Below are 17,787 nucleotides of genomic sequence, written 5' to 3' on the forward strand. Positions count from 1 at the left end.
AAACGACCCACAACCTCGACACCGACGACAGCTCGCGCACAAGGTCGCAGCCTAACCGTCCTGCGCAATGAGCAAGGCGCCCACGGGTATTCGCAGACGACGATGGTCTTACATTCCGGTTCGTGCGGTGATGCGGCCTTCCTGGATCGCGCGCTCGAGTTCGGCATGGTCGCGCGCGTTCTGGTCGGCGTAGGTTTCGGCGTATTCCGCCATGGCATGGTCGAACTCGTCTGTCGTGCCGAGGTACGAAGCGATCGCTATCCGGTCGCCCGCGCGGGCGTGTGCGTAAGCCAGCACCCGCCCGCACAGTCGGCCGTAGAGTCGCAGTCCCTTGGGACCCATGGTCTCGATCACCGCCGAGCCCTTGCCGTCGCGTAGCTGCCGGAAGTAGAAGTCCCGCTGCTCGCCGTCGATGTCGGGACCGTGTTGCCAGCCCAGCAGGATGTCGCTCGCCGCCTGCATCAGCCGCTGCCCACGCACTACCCGCTCCCCCTGGTTCGGATACGACGGGCCCGCCAGATACCCTGCCAATACCGACGGTTGGGCCTCTTTCGCCTGCAGAAACAACGGATCCCCGTCGACTCCCAGCATCAGGACGATCCAAGCGCGGGTGCCCACGCTCCCCACGCCGACCACCTTGCGCGCGGCTTGCGCGAACTCGAATTGGTCCAGCAGCGCGCGGCGATTGTCCTGCAGAGTCGCACGGTAATCGCTGAGACGTTGGCGTAGTTCGCGATACAGCTGCTCGGCGTCGACATCGGCGAAGAGTTCCTCGAGCGGGACGAGCAGGGGCGGATCGCTGATGATCCGCGGCCTGCCGTCGACACGGGTGGTCAGCTTCGCCAGGGCGTGGTGGCTGTCGTGCGTCCGCGACTTCGCGAGCGCCTTGCGCACCCGCTCCTGGGTCGAGGTGTCCAGCTCGTCGCGCAATTCGGGCAATTCGGCCGTGGGATCGATGCGCGAGTACCACACGGCTGTGGTGCTCCGCTCGGCTTGGTCCCGCATCGTGGTCCGGTATTCCGCCGCACACGCTAGCGTGACTTTCAGCCGCTGTTTGGCGGAGAAGCCGTTCTCTCCGGCGGCGACCGCCAGGCTGGTGACGAGCCGTTTGACATCCCATTCGAACGGACCGGGGTATGTCTCGTCGAAATCGTTGATGTCGAAGGCCAGGCGGCGTTCGGGTGTCGCGAAGATTCCGAAATTGCTCAGGTGGGCATCACCGCACAGTTGAGTGTGCAGCCCCGTCGTGGGCGCTCGGGACAGATCGTCCGCCATGACCAGGGCCGCGCCGCGATAAAAGGCGAACGGTGAGTTCGCCATGCGGCCGTACCGCACCGGAACCAGTTCCGGAATCCTGGATCGAGCCTGCCGATCGAGCAGGTCGACCGGGTCCCTGCCGGTGGCGTCGTGTTCGGCGAGAGCGGCGAAAGGGGTAGTCCGCCGAGCGGATTCACCCTGCTCGGCACGTTCGGCGCGGGTGGCGATCCGATCGTTCACCGCGGCCGTCCGGTGGGTCACGGTGCGACCGGCTCGAACGGTCGCGTTTCATCGTGACCGAGGCGGACGACGCCTGCCGACGATTCCTGGACTTCGTTCCACGCTCCCGGCAGGTCACGCAGCGGCTCGGAGACCACGAACCGGGCCTCCTCCCCCAGCCCGCGGAGAGATTTCACCTCCGGATGCAGGGCGCGCACTTTCGCGACATCGTTGGAATAGAACAGCGATCGCGTCTGCCGCTCGGTGGAATACCGGAAGAACCACATGGATTCACCGTCGGTGGTCGCGACGGTCATCTGTACCGGAGCCTCGACCTCGTGCGCCCGGCCGACGTCTTCGACGAGGCCGACCGCGCGGGCGACCGCCTCGAACGGGTCGTGGACGAGCCCGAAGGTCAGGGCAAGGAAGAAGAGCAACTCGGAATCGGTAGATCCCTCGATATCGGCGAACAGGAGCGGATCGACCGCCGTCATCAGATCACGCTTGCACTGCCGGAACCCGCGCAGCGCTCCATTGTGCATCCACAACCAGTGCCCGTGCCGGAACGGGTGACAGTTGCTGCGCTGCACCGAGGTCCCGGTCGACGCACGCACGTGCGCGAAGAACAGCGACGTGCGCACCGCGCCCGCGATCTCCCGCAAGTTGCGGTCGTTCCATGCCGGTTCGGTGTTCTTGAACACCGAAGGTCGCGGGCCATCGCCGTACCAGCCGATCCCGAAGCCGTCACCGTTCGTGGTCGTCGCACCCAGTTGGGAGTGCAAGCTCTGGTCGATCAACGAATGCGTCGGCCGGAACAAAAGGTCCTCGGCCCGGATCGGCTCCCCTGAATAAGCCATCCACCTGCACATATATCGATTGAAGCAGAGCAGGCGGGGTTCGGCCACAGCATCCGCGCGATCAGTGGGTCATGATCACCTTGACCACCACCACGGTGGTGGCCGCAACCACCAGCAGCAGGGCCTCGAGCAAGGTCGAACGCCGGGGACGCGCACCGTTGAGCCGCTCGATGACGAACACGATCCCGCCGATCCGGATCAGCATGACCACCTCCGCGAGCAGCTGCGCAGTGCGCGGTTCGAGCCATCCGAGACCGGCGATGCCGAGGATCACGCAAGGTAGCACCGCCGAGCTGAGGATCGGCACGGAGTCCCGCATGTCCATCCAGCGCTCCCGAGCGGAGATCGGACGGTTCTGCTGGACGCTCTGGCCGACCCCTTCGGCGAAAGAGTGTGCGATGAACGTCGAGAAAGCCGTCCCGAGGACGATCAAGATGCCGACGTGTTCGGCGGAGGTCGTCACCGGTATCAGCGCCGCGAGTATCAGCACGTTCCCGTAGACGTAGGCGCTGATCCGGCTGGCCGCATTGCGGCGGTCCAGCGGAGCGCTCCGGGAGAACAGCGGTCCGTGTAGGAATGCATGTCTGCTGGCTTCCATCGACCTCCCACCGAGTTCGTCGCCGGGCCATCCGTCTTTCCGAGTCGTGCCGAGCCCGCGGCAAGGCCTACTAAATAGTAGCCAGAAGATCGCTGGGGATTATGCTGAACACCGGCGCACGGCGACGTGTGCGGGCTCTGTTGTTCCAGGTTTTCGGTACGTCCCATGCGGATCGGGCAAGACGCCCCGTCAGACCGACGCATCGCTCCGTGCATCGCCGATGAGAGAGGTGACCGGCAAATGTCAGCAACTAATGACCATTCCGTCAAGCAGGCGGTCGCGGCCACTACTTCGATCGGCGCCGCGGTCCTGCTGTTGGCCGCTGGGCTCCTGTCGATCTTCCAGGGGATCTCCGCGATCGCCAAGGACGATCTTCTGGTCTCCGGAACGAATTACACCTATCAGTTCAGTACCACCACCTGGGGTTGGATCCATCTCGTTCTCGGCATCTTGGTCGTGATCGCGGCGGTCGGGCTGATCGCCGGCGCTATGTGGGCGAGGGTCACAGCGGTGTTCCTCGCCGCGCTGTCGATCCTGGCCAACTTCCTGTGGCTGCCGTACTACCCGTGGTGGTCGACCATTGTCATCGCCTTGGACGTCGTCGTGATCTGGGCGGTCACGACCTGGGAGCCGAGCCGCATGTGACCGGCAGCGGCCGCGGTGCCGGTGCGGGTCAGGTGTCGCGCGACGCCACGGGCGGCGCCGACACCGTGCGGCGGGGCAGCAGCGCCGCGGCGAGCAGTCCGCCGAGGCCGATCGCGGCGAGAACGCTCATCGCGGCCGCGTAGGCGTGACCGCCGGGATCGGCGACCAGGATGGTCCCGGCCACCGCGGTACCGAGCGAGGAACCGAGGTTGGACACGCTGCGCGACAACCCCGAGATCTCGCCCTGCAGTTCCTCACCGAAGCTGGACTGCACCACGTTGACCGACGGGGTGAGCATCACGCCGAGGCCGAGCCCGATCAACAACAGTCCGGGGGCGAACGCCCACGGGTTCAGCGCGCTGCCCGCCAATGCCAGCAGCACCACCACGCCGATGATGGTCACCAGGTAACCACCCATGATGAGGGTGCGCGCGGCGCGGCGCCTCGCCAGTCGTCCGGCCGACAGTGACGAGACCAGCAGGCCGATGGTGGCGGCGGTGAAGATGACGCCGGTCTCGATGGCGTTGTATCCGCGCACAACCTGCAGATACGCCGAGACGACGAACGAGGTGCCCATCAACAGCAACCACTGGATGTTCTGGGTGACCAGGCCGAGGTTCGACGTGCGGTTGCGGAACAAGCCGGTCGACAGCAGCGGCTCATGCCCGGCGCGCTCCTTGTTGCGGCAAGAGACGAAGAACCAGGCGAGGAACATCGCACCGAGTGCCAGCAGCGCCAGCATCAACCAGAAATTGTCGTCGGCGGCCAGAATGCCCATGACGAACAGGGTCAGGCCGACCGCCGACAGAATCGCGCCCCCGAGATCGAAAGGCCGCGTGGGGTCCGCGGGCAGCGGGTCGGTAATGCGGCGGCTGAGCAGGATGATCGCCACGATGACGAGAGCCTGGAAGCCGAAGGCGGCGCGCCAGCTCAGCCCGGAGGTGATGAGTCCGCCGATCAACGGTCCGGCCGCGGCGCCGATGCCGCCCATGGCCATGATGGCGCCGAAGGCCCGTGCGCGAGACGTCGTCTCGGTGAACAGCAGGGTGCTGAGGATATAGACCGGTGGGATCAGCAGCGCGGTGCCGACACCTTCGAGGATCGAATTGCCCAGGATCAGCGCACCGAGCGCCGGTGCGAGAGCGCTGAGCACGGCGCCGACGCCGTAGACGGCCAAGCCGACGACGAAACATCGCTTGCGACCGTATCGGTCGGTGAGCTTTCCGCCGGGGATCATCAGCGCGGCCATCACCAGCAGGAAGATCGTGATCGTCACCTGCACCCCGTGCACGGTGGTGTTCAGGTCGGCGCTGATGTCGGTGATCATCACGTTCATGTTCGAACCGGCGAAGCTACAGATGAACTGCGCCAGCGCGAGGGGAAGCAGCACCCCGCGCGGTCTGGACCCGGTCGTCTCCGCCATCCGCGCGCCCCGGGTCAGGAACCGTCCGGCCGAGCTTCGGCTCGGTCGAGCTGTTCATCCAGCGCCATCGCCGCGGCGACCAAGGCCAGGTGCGTGAACGCCTGTGGGAAGTTGCCCAATTGCTCGCCGGACGGGCCGATCTCCTCGGCGAAGAGACCGACGTGATTGGCGTAGGTGAGCATCTTGTCGAACGCGTAGCGGGCTTGGGTCAATCGCCCAGCACGGGCCAGCGCCTCCACATATAGGAAACTGCACAGATTGAACGTGCCCTCGACGCCGCGTAAGCCGTCCGGGGAGGCTTCGGGGTCGTAACGGTAGACCAGGCTGTCGCTGACCAATTCCTCGTCCATCGCGTCGAGCGTGCTCAGCCACGCCGGATCCTGCGAGGACAGGAAGCCCATCCGCGGCATGAGCAGCAGCGACGCATCCAGCACCTCGGTGGCGTAGTGCTGCACGAACGCCTGCCGCTTCGAGCTCCAGCCGCGCTCGATGATCTGGTTGAACACGGCGTCCCGTTCCCGTGTCCAGCGCGCGACGTCCGCGGGCCGAGAGTGTTCGATCGCCAGCCGTACACCGCGATCGAACGCGACCCAGGTCATGAGACGGCTGTAGGTGAATTCCTGTTGACCACCACGAGTTTCCCAAATCCCCTCGTCGCGCCGGTCCCAGTTCTCGGTGAGCCAGTCGATCAGGTTCGCGATCGCCCGCCAGCCCGAGATTCCGCCGATATCGGACATCTGCGCCAACGCGTCGGCCGCCTCACCGTAGATGTCGAGCTGGATCTGATCGGCCGCCGCGTTACCGACTCGCACTGGCGCCGATCCGCGGTAACCCTCGAGATGAGAGAGAATCTCCTCTTCCAGTCGAGGATCGCCATCGATGCGATACATGATCTGCAACGGCTCACCAGAAGTGGTGTCACCGGCTTCCAGCCGCTCGCGCAACCAGCGCCGGAAGGCATACGCCTCTTCGGCGAAACCCAAATCGTTCAGCGCCCGCACCGACAGGGACGCATCCCGGATCCAGGTATAGCGGTAATCCCAGTTGCGTTCGCCGCCCACCTGCTCGGGCAGCCCCATGGTTGCCGCGGCGATCGGCGCCCCGGTGGGCGCATACGTCAGCAGCTTCAGCGTGATCGCCGAACGATTGACCATGTCCCGCCAGCGACCCCGATACGTGGACGATCGTAACCACGTCTGCCAGAACGCGCGGCACGCGTCCAACTCCGCGAGCACAGCCTGCCGCTCCGGGGGCGCCGGTGCGGCGCCCCCGCTGTCCGTGCTCGTCAACACGAGCACCGCCGTCTCCCCTGCCGAAAGGGTGAACCGCGCGGACACATCATCCCCTTCGGCGCGCAACGCCACCGGGTCGGTTGCCTGCAGGCGCAGATCGGTGCCCGGCCCGCGAAAGGTCACCGACCGGTGATCGTGCACTGTGAGGGTGTGGGCGGCGCGCGCATAGTCGAACCGTGGTCGGCAGCTGAGCGCGAACGGCAGAGTGCCCCGAACCACCCGCGCAATCCGCACCAGCCGATGCCGGTCGATCGGGGCGCGATCACGGATCGGCTCCATGAAATCGATGACTTCGCCGACCCCGCTCTCGGCCATGAACCGGGTGACCAGCACGGCCGTGTCCGACAGGTACAGCTGACGAATCGTCACCTCCGCCTCGGCCAGATCGGCAGACAACTGACAGCTACCACCACGCTCGCTGTCGAGCAGTGCGGCGAAGACGCTCGGCGAGTCGAATCGCGGAGTACACCACCAGTTGATGGTGCCCACCGAGGACACCAACGCCACGGTCTGTAGATCACCGACAATGCCGTGCTCCGCGATCGGTGGATACGCGTTCATGGCAATCCTCCAGTGGCATCGACCGAACGGACAACTCAGCCCAGCGCAACCGATCGCCGCATCCCTCATTCGAGAGATGCGACCCTCACAGTGTGCTCCATGCCGACCGAAAAAGTGAACAGCTTATACATAGCAAATCTGAAACAGGCGACTACGGCGTATCGCCCCGACCTACCCGCGCCTGTCGCTCAGCTCGCTTCCGACTAGACAGCCGCAGCGGAGACCATCGGCTTGCAATTGGCCGCAGCGCATCTCGGCGGCTCGACCGACGACACGGCGGCTGGACGCGGCCACTGGATCATGCCGGGTAGGAACGAGTTTCGGTGGCCTTCACCGCAGCCCACAGCCGCTGGCCCGGACGCAGTCGCAGCTCGGCGACGGTGGCCGGTGTGATGTCGGCGAGCACGGGCGGCGCGCCGTCGAGACGAATCCGGGTGATGTGCGCGTGTTGCTCGATGCCGGTGATCGTGACCGGCCAGCTGTTGCGGGGGCTGCCGACGGGTTGTTCCGGATGCAGGCCGACCGCGTTCGGGCCGAAGGCCACATGGACTCGCCCCTCCGCGGGTTCGGCGATGGTGAGGCTGCCGCCACCGTCCAGGTCGACAGTCATGCCGCGAGCCGTGCCGCGGTAGAGGTTGAGGCCCATCAAAGTCGCCACGTAGTCCGAGCGTGGTCTCGCCGCGACCTGCGCGGGCGGTCCTTGCTGGACGATCTTGCCGTCTTCGAGGATGATCAGCCGGTCGGCGAGGACCATGGCGTCGAGGGGGTCATGGGTGACCAGGACGGTGTGGCCGGGGTAGTCGCGCAGATGGTGGGCGAGGTCCGAGCGCACTTGGACCCTGGTACCGGCGTCGAGTGCCGCGAGTGGCTCGTCGAGCAGCAACAGCTGCGGTTCGGTGGCCAGCGCGCGGGCCAAGGCGACCCGTTGCGCCTGTCCTCCGGACAGTGCCCGGGGTTTGCGAAGTGCGTAATCGGCCAGTCCGACCCGCGCGAGCCATTCGGTGGCCCGCTCCCGCGCGACGGCACGCCGACATCCGCGGGCGCGCAGCCCGAATGCGACATTCTCCAGTGCCGACAAATGCCCGAACAACAGGTAGTCCTGGAACACGACGCCTACCTGTCGGCGTTCGGCGGGCACGAACGCCGACGGTGGGGCGTCCCAGGTGGTTCCGTCCAGCCGGATGTGCCCGCCCGTCAGCGCGATCAGCCCCGACAGGGCTCGCAGGGCAGTGGTCTTGCCCGCCCCGTTCGGTCCCAGCAGAGCGGTCACCTCGCCCGGTGCGGCGGCGAGAGGCAGTTCGAGCGCGAAATGCCCTCGGTCGATCCGTAGGTCGGCCTCCAAGCTCATATCGCTCCCCGGATCCACCGTTCGCGCAACGCGACCAACACGGTGACCGAGACGGCCAGCAGAACGAGGCTGAGCACGATCGCGGCGTCCGGATCGGTCTCCAGCGCGAGATAGACCGCCAGCGGCATAGTGGTGGTGCGGCCGGGGAAGTTACCGGCGAAGGTGATGGTGGCGCCGAACTCACCGAGCGCGCGGGCCCAGCACAGCACCGCGCCCGCGACCACTCCGGGCAACACCGACGGCAGGGTCACCCGGCGGAAGGTGTACCAGCGGGTGGCGCCGAGCGTGGCGGCCGCCTCCTCGAAGCGAGGATCGGCCGCCCGCAGCGCTCCTTCGACGGAGATCACCAGGAAAGGCATGGCCACGAATGCCTCGGCCACGATCACCCCGGCGGTGGTGAAGGGCAGTGAGACACCGAACCATTCGTAGAGATACCGCCCGATCAGCCCGCGCCGTCCCAGCACCAGCAGCAGTGCGACACCGCCGACCACCGGCGGCAGCACGAGCGGTACGGTGACCAAGGCGCGGATCAGCCCGCGCCCCGGCAGTTCGGCGCGCGCGAGCACCCAGGCCAGCGGGATGCCGAGGACCAAGCAGATCGCCGTGGCCGCGGTCGCGCACACCAGCGAAAGCCGCAGTGCCTGGCCGAGTTCGACGCTGAACAACCGATCCGGCATGGTCGCCCACGGCGCTCGCGCCAGCAACCCGATGAGCGGTACGACGAGGAACGCCAGCCCGCAGCCTGCGGGCAGCATCAGCGCGACCGGTCGCCGCCCGAGCACCGCCCGCCGCCGCGAGGGCGCGATCACGGCGTGTCGAATCCCGCCGCTGCGAAGACCGTCTCGGCCTTGTCCGAGGTCACGAAGTCGACGAACGCCGCCGCGGCGGCCGCGTTCGGCGCGTGCGCCAGCGGCGCTACCGGGTAGTCGTTGATCGCCTTGCCGGACTCCGGGAAGTCGATGCCCTCGACCTTGTCGCCCGCCGCCTTCACGTCGGTGCGGTATACCAGCGCCGCGTCGACCTCGCCGAGCGTCACCTTGGTCAGCACCGCCTTCACGTCCTGCTCGCGGGTATCGGGTTGCGGGATGATGTTCGCCGTCTCGAACACCGTCTTGGCCGCCGCGCCGCAAGGCACCTGCTCCGCGCACAGCGCGAGCTTGGGCTCGGTTCTGCCGAAATCGGCCAACCCGGTGATGTGTCCCGGGTTGTCCTTGGGCACCGCGATCTCGAGCCTGTTGCGCACGAAGGTGACCGGCGCGGCGGTGACTTCCCCCTTGTCGCGGAGCTGCTGCATGTTCTTCGGCGCCGCCGAGGCGAACACGTCGGCCGGTGCGCCTTGATCGATCTGTTCGGCGAGCGCCGAACTCGCGCCGAAGCTGTAGATCACCTTCACGCCCGGGTGCGCGGCCTCGAACTGTTTGCCGAGTTCGGTGAACGTCTCGGTCAGCGAGGCGGCGGCGAACACGGTCACCGTGCCCGAGACATGCTCGGCGCCGGTGTGTTCGGTCGTGTCGTCCGAACCACAGCCGGCCGCGGTCACCACGGCCAGCACCGTCGCGGTGGCGACACCCCACTTGCGAATCATCCTCATCCTCGTCAACTTTCCGGTATCTCCACGACGACGTGCGTGGACTTCACCGATGCGACAGCGACGCTGCCGACTTCCAGACCGAGCTCGTCCACCGATTCCCGGCTCAGCAACGACACCAGCCGGAACGGTCCGGCCTGCATCTCCACCTGCGCCATCACCGTGTCCTTGACCACCCGGGTCACGATCCCGCGCATCCGGTTGCGGGCCGACGCCGCGACCGTCGCACCGGGTGCGGGCGCCTCGGCAGTGGCGCGCAGGAACTCGGCGAGCTCGCGGCCGCTGACACCCTTGCGGCCGTTGTCCAGCTGAATCGCGGTCAGACGGCCCTGATCGATCCATCGACGCACCGTGTCGTCGCTGACACCCAGCAACGCGGCGGCCTCACTGATCCGTAGATTCGACACAAGCGACAGTTTATTGCCGCATTCACGGTAAAGATAGTCGGTCAGATCCGCTACTTCGAGTACTCTCGTTCGCCCGCGCCCGGCGGCTTCTCGTGACGGCAGGGCGTTGTCGATGTCTTCACAAGCCGGACTGCGCCGCGGTGCGGCGATGTCACCTACCCGTCGGTGTGGAGCGTTCCTGTCGATGCGGCAATCCGACGGCTATACGGTCGTGGTAGGCCACCGCTCGCGCAGTCGTGGCGCATGGCAGACGACAAGGAACCCGAGCGACATGTCGATATCGAAGAAGGCGCATCCGGACGCGTGCACGCAGGAATTGGTGGCCGCCTGCCGTGCGGAGATCCCCGCGCTGACCGATCGGCTGATCTCGGAGATCTTCACCGAAAACCCCGAATGGACCGATTATTCGCGGGTACCCCGCGCGGATCTGGTCGACGGCTGCCGCCGGTACGTGACCCGCATCCTCGACCGTTTGGGCGCTCCGACGACCGCGTTCGACGACGATGTCGCCGCGTCCATCGGCCGCCGCCGTGCCGAACAGGGCGTACCGCTGGAAGCCATGTTGCGCACGTTCCGGCTCGGCGGCCGGATCGTCTGGGAGGTCCTGCTCGACCGAGCGGACGATCTCGCTCCCGGCGAGATCCGCGCGGCGGGCACCGCGTTGTGGGCCGTGATCGACGGGCTGTCCACGTCGCTGGTCACGTCCTACCGGAATACCGAATTGGAGCAGTTGCGCAGCGACGAACGCCGTCGGCACGCCCTGATCGAGGACCTGCTCGCCGGCCGGGGCAACGACACCACCTTCGCCGCGCGCGCCGCGCGTGAGTTGAACCTTCCGGCCGGTAGCGACTACCTCGTGGTCGTCGCCTGCGGTGCGGGCGAGGCGATGCACACCGGCACCGAGGCGGCCTTGGCCGCGGTCGGCATTCGTTCGGTGTGGCACGATCGCGTCGACTCGACGGTCGGGCTGATAGCGGTCGAACGCCACGACGTCGCCTCGGTGTTGCGACGGATCGAACCGCACGTTCGCGGACGGGCAGGCGCCTCGCCGACCGTCGGCGGCCTGGCGCAGGTCGGCACCGCACACGGCTGGGCACTGCTCACCCTGCAAACCTTGCCCGCGGACGCGACAGGACTCGTGCCGCTGCACCAACGCTTCCAACATGCGCTGTTGCTGCGCTCCACCGACGTGACCGACATGCTGGTCGCCCACACCCTCGGTCCGGTACTCGCACTGCCCGCCGCCGAGCGCACGACCTTGCTCGACACGCTCGCGGCATGGTTGGCGCACGACTGCTCGGCGGCCCATGCGGCGACACGGCTGCACTGCCACCGCAATACCGTGATCAACCGCCTCCATCGCGTCTCGACCTTGCTCGGCCGTCCGCTCGAAGGCCAGCGCAGCTATGTGGAACTGTCGCTGGCCCTGGCCGCCCTCGATCTCGTCCGGTCATCGGAGAGAGCCTGATCCGACCTCATCGGATTGGGCGCCGCGCCCAATCTGGCGATCGCACTACTGGGCTTCGTGGCAATTGTCTGTGCACTTCGCTACGGCAACACTCGATAGCGATGATTCGCCCCACAACCGGAGGCGGATCGGATCATCGAGGACGAGGAGCACCACGAGTGCCGGATTTCGATCTACTGGTGGTCGGCGGCGGCCCGGGCGGGTACGTCGCCGCCATCCGCGCGGCCCAGCGCGGCCTGCGGGTCGGCTTGGTGGAGAAGGAGCGCCCGGGCGGCGTCTGCCTCAATTGGGGCTGCATTCCGACCAAGGCGATGCTGCGGTCCGCCGAGATCTTCCAAACCGTCACCGCCGCAGCTGATTTCGGCGTATACGCCGACAACGTGCGCTATGACTTCGCCGCGGTGCGGCAGCGCAAGGACGGCATCGTCAAGCAACTCACCGACGGTGTGGCGAGCCTGCTCGCCGCGAACGGCGTGACGGTGATCGAGGGACACGCCCGCTTCACCGGTCCGACCAGCGTCGAGGTATTCGAGGCGGGACAATCGCCGATCTTCCCCGGCGGCCCCCGCTACGCCGCCGCTCCGACAGCCACCGCCACCCGGACGATCAGCGCGGGCGACGTGATCATCGCGACCGGATCGGTGCCCGCTCGGCTGCCGATTCCGGGCGCGGATCTGCCGGGCGTCATCACCTCCGACGGCGCGTTCGGGCTGACCGCGGTGCCCGAACGCCTCGTCGTCATCGGCGGCAGCGCGGTCGGCGCGGAATGGGCCAGCCTGTTCGCGAGTTTCGGCAGCCGGGTCACCGTCGTCGAGCTACAGGACACCCTGGTGCCGCTGGAGGACGCCGACGTCGGCGCCGCCCTGGGACGGTCGTTCACCAAGCGCGGCATCACCGTGCTCACCGGCTCGACCGTCGAAGCCATCGCGCGAACCGATGCCCTGCGCGTCACCGTCGCGGGCGAGCACGCCGGTGAACTCGACGCGGACGTGGTACTTGTCGGCGTCGGACGCCGTCCCAACACCGCCGACCTCGGCCTGGACCGCGCGGGAATCGACACCGACCCGCGGGGCTTCATCCCCGTCGACGAACGGCTGAGCACCGGCGTCGAACACGTCTACGCCATCGGTGACGTCACCGGGCGTGCCCTGCTCGCACACGTCGCCTCGCATCAGGGCCTCACCGCCGCGGACGTGATCGCCGGCCATCCGGCGCACATCGACTACACCGCGATCCCGGCCGCCACCTTCACCCACCCGGAGATCGCGAGCGTCGGGCTCACCGAGGCGAAGGCCCGCGCCGCCGGGCACGACGTCGTCACCGCCCGATTCCCCTTCGCGGCACTCGGCCGGGCGAAGACCTTCGGCGAAACCGAGGGCTTCGTCAAAATCATTGCCGGACAGCGTCATCGAGAAGTGCTCGGGGTGCACATCATCGGCCCGTCGGCCAGCGACCTGATCACCGAAGGCGCCTTGGCCATTGCGCTGGAGGCGACCCTCGACGAACTCGCCGACACCATCCACGCCCACCCCACTCTCGGCGAGATCGGCATGGAGGCGGCCATGGCCGGACTCGGACTGCCCGTGCACATCCCGCCCCGGAAGCGTTGAGGAGCCTGCCGTGACCACCAGCACCGCATCTCGCAAACCGAGTCGCAAGACGGCTCGGTCGACGGCCGCACACACCTCCGCGTCGGTCGCCGAGGAGCGCAAGAGCGACGCCGCCGAACCCGCACGGACGCAGGACGACTCCGTTCCGGCCGACGCGCGCATCGCCGCGGAGGATCCCGACAGCCTGCGCGGCCTGTACCGCGACATGCTGTTCGTGCGCCGGTTCGAGGAGCGCACCGCCCAGAGCTATCAGCAGGCGAAGATCGGCGGCTACTGCCATCTCAACCTGGGCGAGGAAGCCACCGTGATCGGTCTCGGCGCGGCCATGCGCCCGACCGACTATTTGTTCACCAACTACCGCGAGCACGGATACGCGCTGGCCAAAGGCATCGAGCCCGGCCGCGTCATGGCGGAACTGTACGGCCGCTCCACCGGCACCTCCAAGGGCTGGGGCGGTTCCATGCACATGTACGACACCGCGACTCGCATGCTGGGCGGTTACGCCATCGTCGGCGGCCAGGTTCCGCTGGCCGTCGGCGCGGCGCTGGCCATCGACTACCGCGGCGAGGACGACGTGGTGGTGTGCCAGATGGGTGAGGGCACGACGAACATCGGTGCGTTCCACGAGTCGCTCAACATCGCGGCCCTGTGGAACCTGCCGGTGGTGTTCCTGGTGATCAACAACCAGACCGGCATGGGCACCACGGTCGAGCGGTCCTCCGCCGAGCCGGATCTGTGGAAGCGCGCCGCCGCCTACCGCATGCGCGGGGAGCGTGTCGACGGCACCGATGTGCTCGCCGTCCGCGATGTGGCCGGTGAGTTGATCGAAACAGCTCGGCGCGAGAAGAAACCCGCGCTGCTCGAGGCGGTCAGTCACCGCCTCAAAGGCCACTCCGTGGTCGACCCGGCGAAATACCGTACCGAAGAGGCCGTCTCGATCGCCCGCGGCAACGATCCCATCGTGCGCTGGCGCGACGCGCTGCTCGCCGCCGGTGTGCTGGACGATCGGTCCGTGGCCGCGCTCGAAGCGGAGGTGACGGCCGCGGTCGCCGCTGCGGTCGAATTCGCCGACACAAGCCCCCATCCGGAGCCGTCGAGCCTGTTCGACTACAACTACGCGACCCCTGTGGCGGGCGATTCGCATCGCCTGCCCGCCGATCCGCTCTTCACCCATTAAGGACATCACCGTGGCTGTCATGACCTATCGTGAAGCGCTGCGCGAGACCCTCCGCGAGGAGATGCGGCGCGACGACGATGTCTTCCTCATCGGGGAGGAGATCGGCATCTTCGAAGGCTCCTACAAGATCACCGCGGGACTGCTGGCCGAATTCGGCGAGAAGCGGGTGCGCGACACTCCCATCGCCGAGGAGGGTTTCGTCGGCGCCGCCATCGGCGCCGCCATGCTCGGACTGCGCCCGGTCGTCGAGATCATGACGATCAATTTCTCGCTGCTGGCGCTGGATCAGATCGTCAACCACGCCGCGAAGATCTACGGCATGTTCGGCGGCCAGACCAGCGTGCCCATGGTCATCCGCACCCCGGGCGGCGGCGGGCAGCAACTGGGCGCGACGCATTCGCAGAACGTGGAGTTGTACTACGCCTTCGTGCCGGGCTTGAAGGTGGTCGCGCCGAGCACTCCGGCCGACGCGCGTGCGCTGCTGAAAGCCGCCATCGAAGACGACGATCCAGTGTTGTTCCTGGAGAACCTGTCGCTGTACAACACCAAAGGCGAAGTGCCGGAATATCTTCCGAGCGTCCAGATCGGCAAGGCCGCGGTCACGAGAACCGGCTCCGACATCACGCTGATCGGGTACTCGCGAATGGCGACGATCTGCTCCGAGGTCGCCGAACGACTCGCCGCCGACGGTTTCTCGGCAGAGGTCATCGACCTGCGCAGCCTTCGTCCGCTGGACCGCGCCACCCTGATCGAGTCCGTCCGTAAGACCGGCTGCGCCGTCATCGGCGAAGACGACTGGCTCACCTACGGCATCGGCGCAGAGGTCGCGGCCTCCATCTCCGACGGCGCGTTCGACTACCTCGACGCCCCGGTTCGCCGGGTGGCCATGGCCGAGGTGCCGCTGCCCTATGCCAAGCCGCTCGAACGACTCGCCCTGCCGTCGGCCGATTCGCTGTACACCGCCGCAGTGGAAACCCTTGCGGCAGTGGGCAAGCGACGCTGAAAGACCAGAGGACATTCATGCCCGAAATCACCATGCCCCGCCTCTCCGACACCATGGAGGAAGGCGTCGTCGTCTCCTGGCTCAAGCAGGTGGGCGATCCGGTCGAACAAGGCGAAATCCTCGCCGAGATCGAAACCGACAAAGCTCTCATGGAGCTCGAGGCGTACGACAGCGGCGTGCTCGAGCAAATCCTCGCCGGTGAGGGCGCGCGGGTGCCGATCGGAACACCCATCGGCGTCATCGGCGACGGCAGCGGAACTACCGCGAGCGGCCCGAACGGGGGTACGCCCGCCCCCGCCGAGGAGCAAGCTCCTGCCGGACACGGTGCGGAGCCGGACACTCGCCCGGTTCCGGCTGTCACGGTGACCGAACCCACCGTCGACTCCCGCGCAACGGTGCGGCGAAAGAAGACGTCGCCGCTGGCGCGCAAGATCGCCGACGAACTCGGCGTCGACATCACCACCGTCGTCGGCACCGGCCCCGGTGGGCGCATCATCCGGCAGGATGTCGAATCCGCCCATCGTGCAGCCGAACTCGATCCGCCGCGGAAGGTCGTCCCCGCTCTCCCGAGCGAGGTTTCCGCTCCGGCCGCAGGCGACTACGAGGAAATTCCGCTGACCACCATCCAGCGTGTCTCGGCCACGCGGCTCACCGAGAGCAAACAACAAGCTCCGCACATCTATCTGACCAACGCGATCGATGTGACCGACCTCTTCGACTTCCGCGCACAGGTCAACGCCACGCTGGCGCAGACAGGTGTGAAGGTCAGCGTCAACGATCTGCTGCTCAAGGCCGTCGCCGTGACGCTGCGGAACAACCCTGCGGTCAATGTCTCCTTCGCAGGCGACAAATTGTTGCGGCACCGTGGCATCGACCTCGGTATGGCGGTCGCGACGCCCGCGGGCCTTCTCGTTCCCGTGCTGCGCGACGCCGATCGCAAGAGCGTGTCCGAGATCGCCGCCGAGAGCAGGGACAAAGCCGAACGCGCCCGCGAGCGCAAGTTGCGGACCGACGAGATGAGCGGCGGCACTTTCACCATCTCCAACCTCGGTATGTTCGGCATCGAGCACTTCACCGCCGTCATCAACCCACCGGAGGCCGCCATCCTGGCCGTCGGCGCGGCCACGGACGAACTGCGTCTGGACGACGGTGAAGTGGTGACCCGCAAGATTCTGCGGGTCACCATGTCCGCAGACCACCGCGCCATCGACGGAGCCGTGGCCGCACAGTTCCTGCAACAGCTGAAGGACCTGCTGGAACATCCACTCCGCATCGTGACCTGACACTTCGGCGCTCAGCCAACCGCCTTCCGCACCAGTTCGCCGATCCTCGCCTCCTCGGCGGCGGACACCTTCGTCAGCGCGAAGTACGTCGGCCACATGGCGCCGTCGTCGAGGGTGGCGATATCGCTGAAACCGAGAGTCGCGTAACGCGATTTGAACTTTTCCGCGCTCTGGAAGAAGCACACGACCTTGCCGTCCTTGGCGTAGGCGGGCATGCCGTACCACAGCTTCGGCGACAGATCCGGAGCGCTGGCTCGGACGACGGCGTGCACCCGCTCGGCCATGACGCGATCGGATTCGGCCATTCCGGCGATCTTCTCGAGCACGTCCTTCTCCCCGTCCGCCTTCGTCGCGCGCGAGCCGCGGCGCGCGGCCGTCTTCAACTCTTGGGCGTGCTCCTTCATCGCGGCGCGTTCCTCGTCGGTGAATCCCACCGCGGTCTTGGTCTTGGCGTTGGTGCGGGTGGCGGACTTCTGCGCGGTCATGAGTGTGTCTCCTTCGTCTCGGACAGGGGTGATTTCGATGGTGGTTCGGGCGCTCATCGGTCCTGGATCAGCCCGAGGACGTGGCCGTCGACGTCGGTGACGGTGGCCACCAGGCGGCCGCCGCCGACATCGTGGGCGGACTCCGCCACAGTGGCGCCCGCGGCGGTCACTTCCGCCAGCTTCGCCTCGATGTCCGGCACGTGCCAGTAGGCCACCGGTGCGGTCATTCCCTGCGGTCCGCCGTTCGGCACCAGCCCGATGTGCTGGCCCTCGGCCTCGAAGCCGACGTAGTAAGGCGAGTCGGTCTGCGGCGCCGTGCCGAGCAAAGCGGTGAACAGCGCCTTGGCTGCCGCCAGGTCGGACACGGGATGCAGCACGGTCTTGATTCCCTGGGTGGGAGAGCTGGTCATGATCACTCCTGAACTCGTCGGTCACTTTGTCCCGGTGTGCCGTTCTGTCGGGCGAACCGGGCGTGCTCACAGCATCTCTCCCGGCGAGTCCGACCCACATCCGTGGCGACCACGGAACCGTCCACTGATCGGGCCACCGATCGACTACGGCAGCAA

At 67.1% G+C, this 17,787-nt stretch carries 17 protein-coding genes; 6 read left to right on the forward strand and 11 right to left on the reverse strand.

The features are described 5' to 3' along the window. Positions 1 to 108: 108 nt before the first annotated feature. The 3 genes from AB0L97_RS07900 to AB0L97_RS07910 all read right to left on the reverse strand — a co-directional run bounded on the left by AB0L97_RS07900 (position 109) and on the right by AB0L97_RS07910 (position 2,931). Positions 109 to 1,518, reverse strand: a complete 1,410-nt coding sequence (locus tag AB0L97_RS07900) for a DUF2252 domain-containing protein (RefSeq protein ID WP_364426236.1) — start codon at positions 1,516 to 1,518, stop codon at positions 109 to 111. Beyond that, positions 1,515 to 2,333 carry a class II glutamine amidotransferase gene (locus tag AB0L97_RS07905; RefSeq protein WP_364426239.1) on the reverse strand — a complete coding sequence of 273 codons (819 nt, stop codon included), beginning with the start codon at positions 2,331 to 2,333 and terminating at the stop codon, positions 1,515 to 1,517. Before AB0L97_RS07905 ends, AB0L97_RS07900 begins: the two co-directional genes overlap by 4 nt. Before the next feature lie 61 nt (positions 2,334 to 2,394). Then, the gene (locus AB0L97_RS07910; RefSeq protein ID WP_364426242.1) at positions 2,395 to 2,931 is read right to left on the reverse strand and encodes a hypothetical protein; all 537 of its coding nucleotides are present in this window, start codon (positions 2,929 to 2,931) and stop codon (positions 2,395 to 2,397) included. A 240-nt stretch (positions 2,932 to 3,171) separates the two neighbouring features. On the opposite strand from AB0L97_RS07910, the gene AB0L97_RS07915 reads away from it, so the two are divergent. Beyond that, the gene (locus AB0L97_RS07915; RefSeq protein ID WP_364426245.1) at positions 3,172 to 3,576 is read left to right on the forward strand and encodes a hypothetical protein; all 405 of its coding nucleotides are present in this window, start codon (positions 3,172 to 3,174) and stop codon (positions 3,574 to 3,576) included. 28 nt (positions 3,577 to 3,604) lie between these two features. Here the strand turns inward: AB0L97_RS07915 and AB0L97_RS07920 are convergent, their stop codons facing one another. From AB0L97_RS07920 to AB0L97_RS07945, 6 genes are all read right to left on the reverse strand, one after another. Then, positions 3,605 to 4,999: an MFS transporter gene (locus AB0L97_RS07920; protein ID WP_364426248.1), complete on the reverse strand. Its 1,395-nt coding sequence runs from the start codon at positions 4,997 to 4,999 to the stop codon at positions 3,605 to 3,607. Between the two features lie 14 nt (positions 5,000 to 5,013). Further along, complete coding sequence (locus tag AB0L97_RS07925; protein ID WP_355073894.1) at positions 5,014 to 6,921, reverse strand: glycoside hydrolase family 15 protein; 1,908 nt, start codon at positions 6,919 to 6,921, stop codon at positions 5,014 to 5,016. Between the two features lie 229 nt (positions 6,922 to 7,150). Beyond that, positions 7,151 to 8,200: an ABC transporter ATP-binding protein gene (locus AB0L97_RS07930; protein ID WP_364426252.1), complete on the reverse strand. Its 1,050-nt coding sequence runs from the start codon at positions 8,198 to 8,200 to the stop codon at positions 7,151 to 7,153. Beyond that, the gene (gene modB / locus AB0L97_RS07935; protein WP_364426777.1) at positions 8,197 to 8,955 is read right to left on the reverse strand and encodes a molybdate ABC transporter permease subunit; all 759 of its coding nucleotides are present in this window, start codon (positions 8,953 to 8,955) and stop codon (positions 8,197 to 8,199) included. Before modB ends, AB0L97_RS07930 begins: the two co-directional genes overlap by 4 nt. A gap of 50 nt (positions 8,956 to 9,005) precedes the next feature. Beyond that, complete coding sequence (gene modA, locus AB0L97_RS07940) at positions 9,006 to 9,785, reverse strand: molybdate ABC transporter substrate-binding protein (protein WP_364426255.1); 780 nt, start codon at positions 9,783 to 9,785, stop codon at positions 9,006 to 9,008. Positions 9,786 to 9,796: 11 nt separating this feature from the next. Then, positions 9,797 to 10,195 carry a TOBE domain-containing protein gene (locus tag AB0L97_RS07945; RefSeq protein ID WP_355073899.1) on the reverse strand — a complete coding sequence of 133 codons (399 nt, stop codon included), beginning with the start codon at positions 10,193 to 10,195 and terminating at the stop codon, positions 9,797 to 9,799. A gap of 271 nt (positions 10,196 to 10,466) precedes the next feature. Here AB0L97_RS07945 and AB0L97_RS07950 point away from each other — a divergent pair, with 271 nt between their 5' ends. From AB0L97_RS07950 to AB0L97_RS07970, 5 genes are all read left to right on the forward strand, one after another. Next, positions 10,467 to 11,663, forward strand: a complete 1,197-nt coding sequence (locus tag AB0L97_RS07950; protein WP_364426259.1) for a helix-turn-helix domain-containing protein — start codon at positions 10,467 to 10,469, stop codon at positions 11,661 to 11,663. Positions 11,664 to 11,821: 158 nt separating this feature from the next. Next, positions 11,822 to 13,273, forward strand: a complete 1,452-nt coding sequence (gene lpdA / locus AB0L97_RS07955; protein ID WP_364426262.1) for a dihydrolipoyl dehydrogenase — start codon at positions 11,822 to 11,824, stop codon at positions 13,271 to 13,273. A 10-nt stretch (positions 13,274 to 13,283) separates the two neighbouring features. Then, a complete protein-coding gene (gene pdhA / locus AB0L97_RS07960) occupies positions 13,284 to 14,450 on the forward strand; it encodes a pyruvate dehydrogenase (acetyl-transferring) E1 component subunit alpha (RefSeq protein WP_364426265.1) in 1,167 nt (388 codons plus the stop codon). 19 nt (positions 14,451 to 14,469) lie between these two features. Further along, on the forward strand, positions 14,470 to 15,453 hold the full coding sequence (locus tag AB0L97_RS07965; RefSeq protein WP_364426268.1) for an alpha-ketoacid dehydrogenase subunit beta: 984 nt from the start codon (positions 14,470 to 14,472) through the stop codon (positions 15,451 to 15,453). Between the two features lie 17 nt (positions 15,454 to 15,470). Further along, positions 15,471 to 16,736, forward strand: a complete 1,266-nt coding sequence (locus tag AB0L97_RS07970; RefSeq protein ID WP_364426271.1) for a dihydrolipoamide acetyltransferase family protein — start codon at positions 15,471 to 15,473, stop codon at positions 16,734 to 16,736. Positions 16,737 to 16,747: 11 nt separating this feature from the next. On the opposite strand, the gene AB0L97_RS07975 is transcribed toward AB0L97_RS07970, so the two are convergent. Next, positions 16,748 to 17,221 carry a DUF1801 domain-containing protein gene (locus AB0L97_RS07975; protein WP_364426274.1) on the reverse strand — a complete coding sequence of 158 codons (474 nt, stop codon included), beginning with the start codon at positions 17,219 to 17,221 and terminating at the stop codon, positions 16,748 to 16,750. A gap of 53 nt (positions 17,222 to 17,274) precedes the next feature. After that, the gene (locus tag AB0L97_RS07980; RefSeq protein ID WP_356964301.1) at positions 17,275 to 17,631 is read right to left on the reverse strand and encodes a VOC family protein; all 357 of its coding nucleotides are present in this window, start codon (positions 17,629 to 17,631) and stop codon (positions 17,275 to 17,277) included. Between the last annotated feature and the right edge of the window lie 156 nt (positions 17,632 to 17,787).

Origin of the sequence: Nocardia sp. NPDC051911 (assembly GCF_040681035.1) — a bacterium.
Classification (GTDB): Bacteria; Actinomycetota; Actinomycetes; order Mycobacteriales; family Mycobacteriaceae; genus Nocardia; species Nocardia sichangensis.

Coding starts and splice junctions, on each gene's coding strand:
- AB0L97_RS07950 (WP_364426259.1), top strand. CDS start 10,467: ATGTCGATATCGAAGAAGGCGCATCCGGACGCGTGCACGCAGGAATTG.
- AB0L97_RS07930 (WP_364426252.1), bottom strand. CDS start 8,200: ATGAGCTTGGAGGCCGACCTACGGATCGACCGAGGGCATTTCGCGCTC.
- AB0L97_RS07915 (WP_364426245.1), top strand. CDS start 3,172: ATGTCAGCAACTAATGACCATTCCGTCAAGCAGGCGGTCGCGGCCACT.
- AB0L97_RS07970 (WP_364426271.1), top strand. CDS start 15,471: ATGCCCGAAATCACCATGCCCCGCCTCTCCGACACCATGGAGGAAGGC.
- AB0L97_RS07980 (WP_356964301.1), bottom strand. CDS start 17,631: ATGACCAGCTCTCCCACCCAGGGAATCAAGACCGTGCTGCATCCCGTG.
- AB0L97_RS07920 (WP_364426248.1), bottom strand. CDS start 4,999: ATGGCGGAGACGACCGGGTCCAGACCGCGCGGGGTGCTGCTTCCCCTC.
- modA (WP_364426255.1), bottom strand. CDS start 9,785: ATGATTCGCAAGTGGGGTGTCGCCACCGCGACGGTGCTGGCCGTGGTG.
- AB0L97_RS07925 (WP_355073894.1), bottom strand. CDS start 6,921: ATGAGGGATGCGGCGATCGGTTGCGCTGGGCTGAGTTGTCCGTTCGGT.
- AB0L97_RS07905 (WP_364426239.1), bottom strand. CDS start 2,333: ATGGCTTATTCAGGGGAGCCGATCCGGGCCGAGGACCTTTTGTTCCGG.
- modB (WP_364426777.1), bottom strand. CDS start 8,955: ATGCTGCCCGCAGGCTGCGGGCTGGCGTTCCTCGTCGTACCGCTCATC.
- AB0L97_RS07975 (WP_364426274.1), bottom strand. CDS start 17,221: ATGACCGCGCAGAAGTCCGCCACCCGCACCAACGCCAAGACCAAGACC.
- AB0L97_RS07910 (WP_364426242.1), bottom strand. CDS start 2,931: ATGGAAGCCAGCAGACATGCATTCCTACACGGACCGCTGTTCTCCCGG.
- AB0L97_RS07965 (WP_364426268.1), top strand. CDS start 14,470: ATGACCTATCGTGAAGCGCTGCGCGAGACCCTCCGCGAGGAGATGCGG.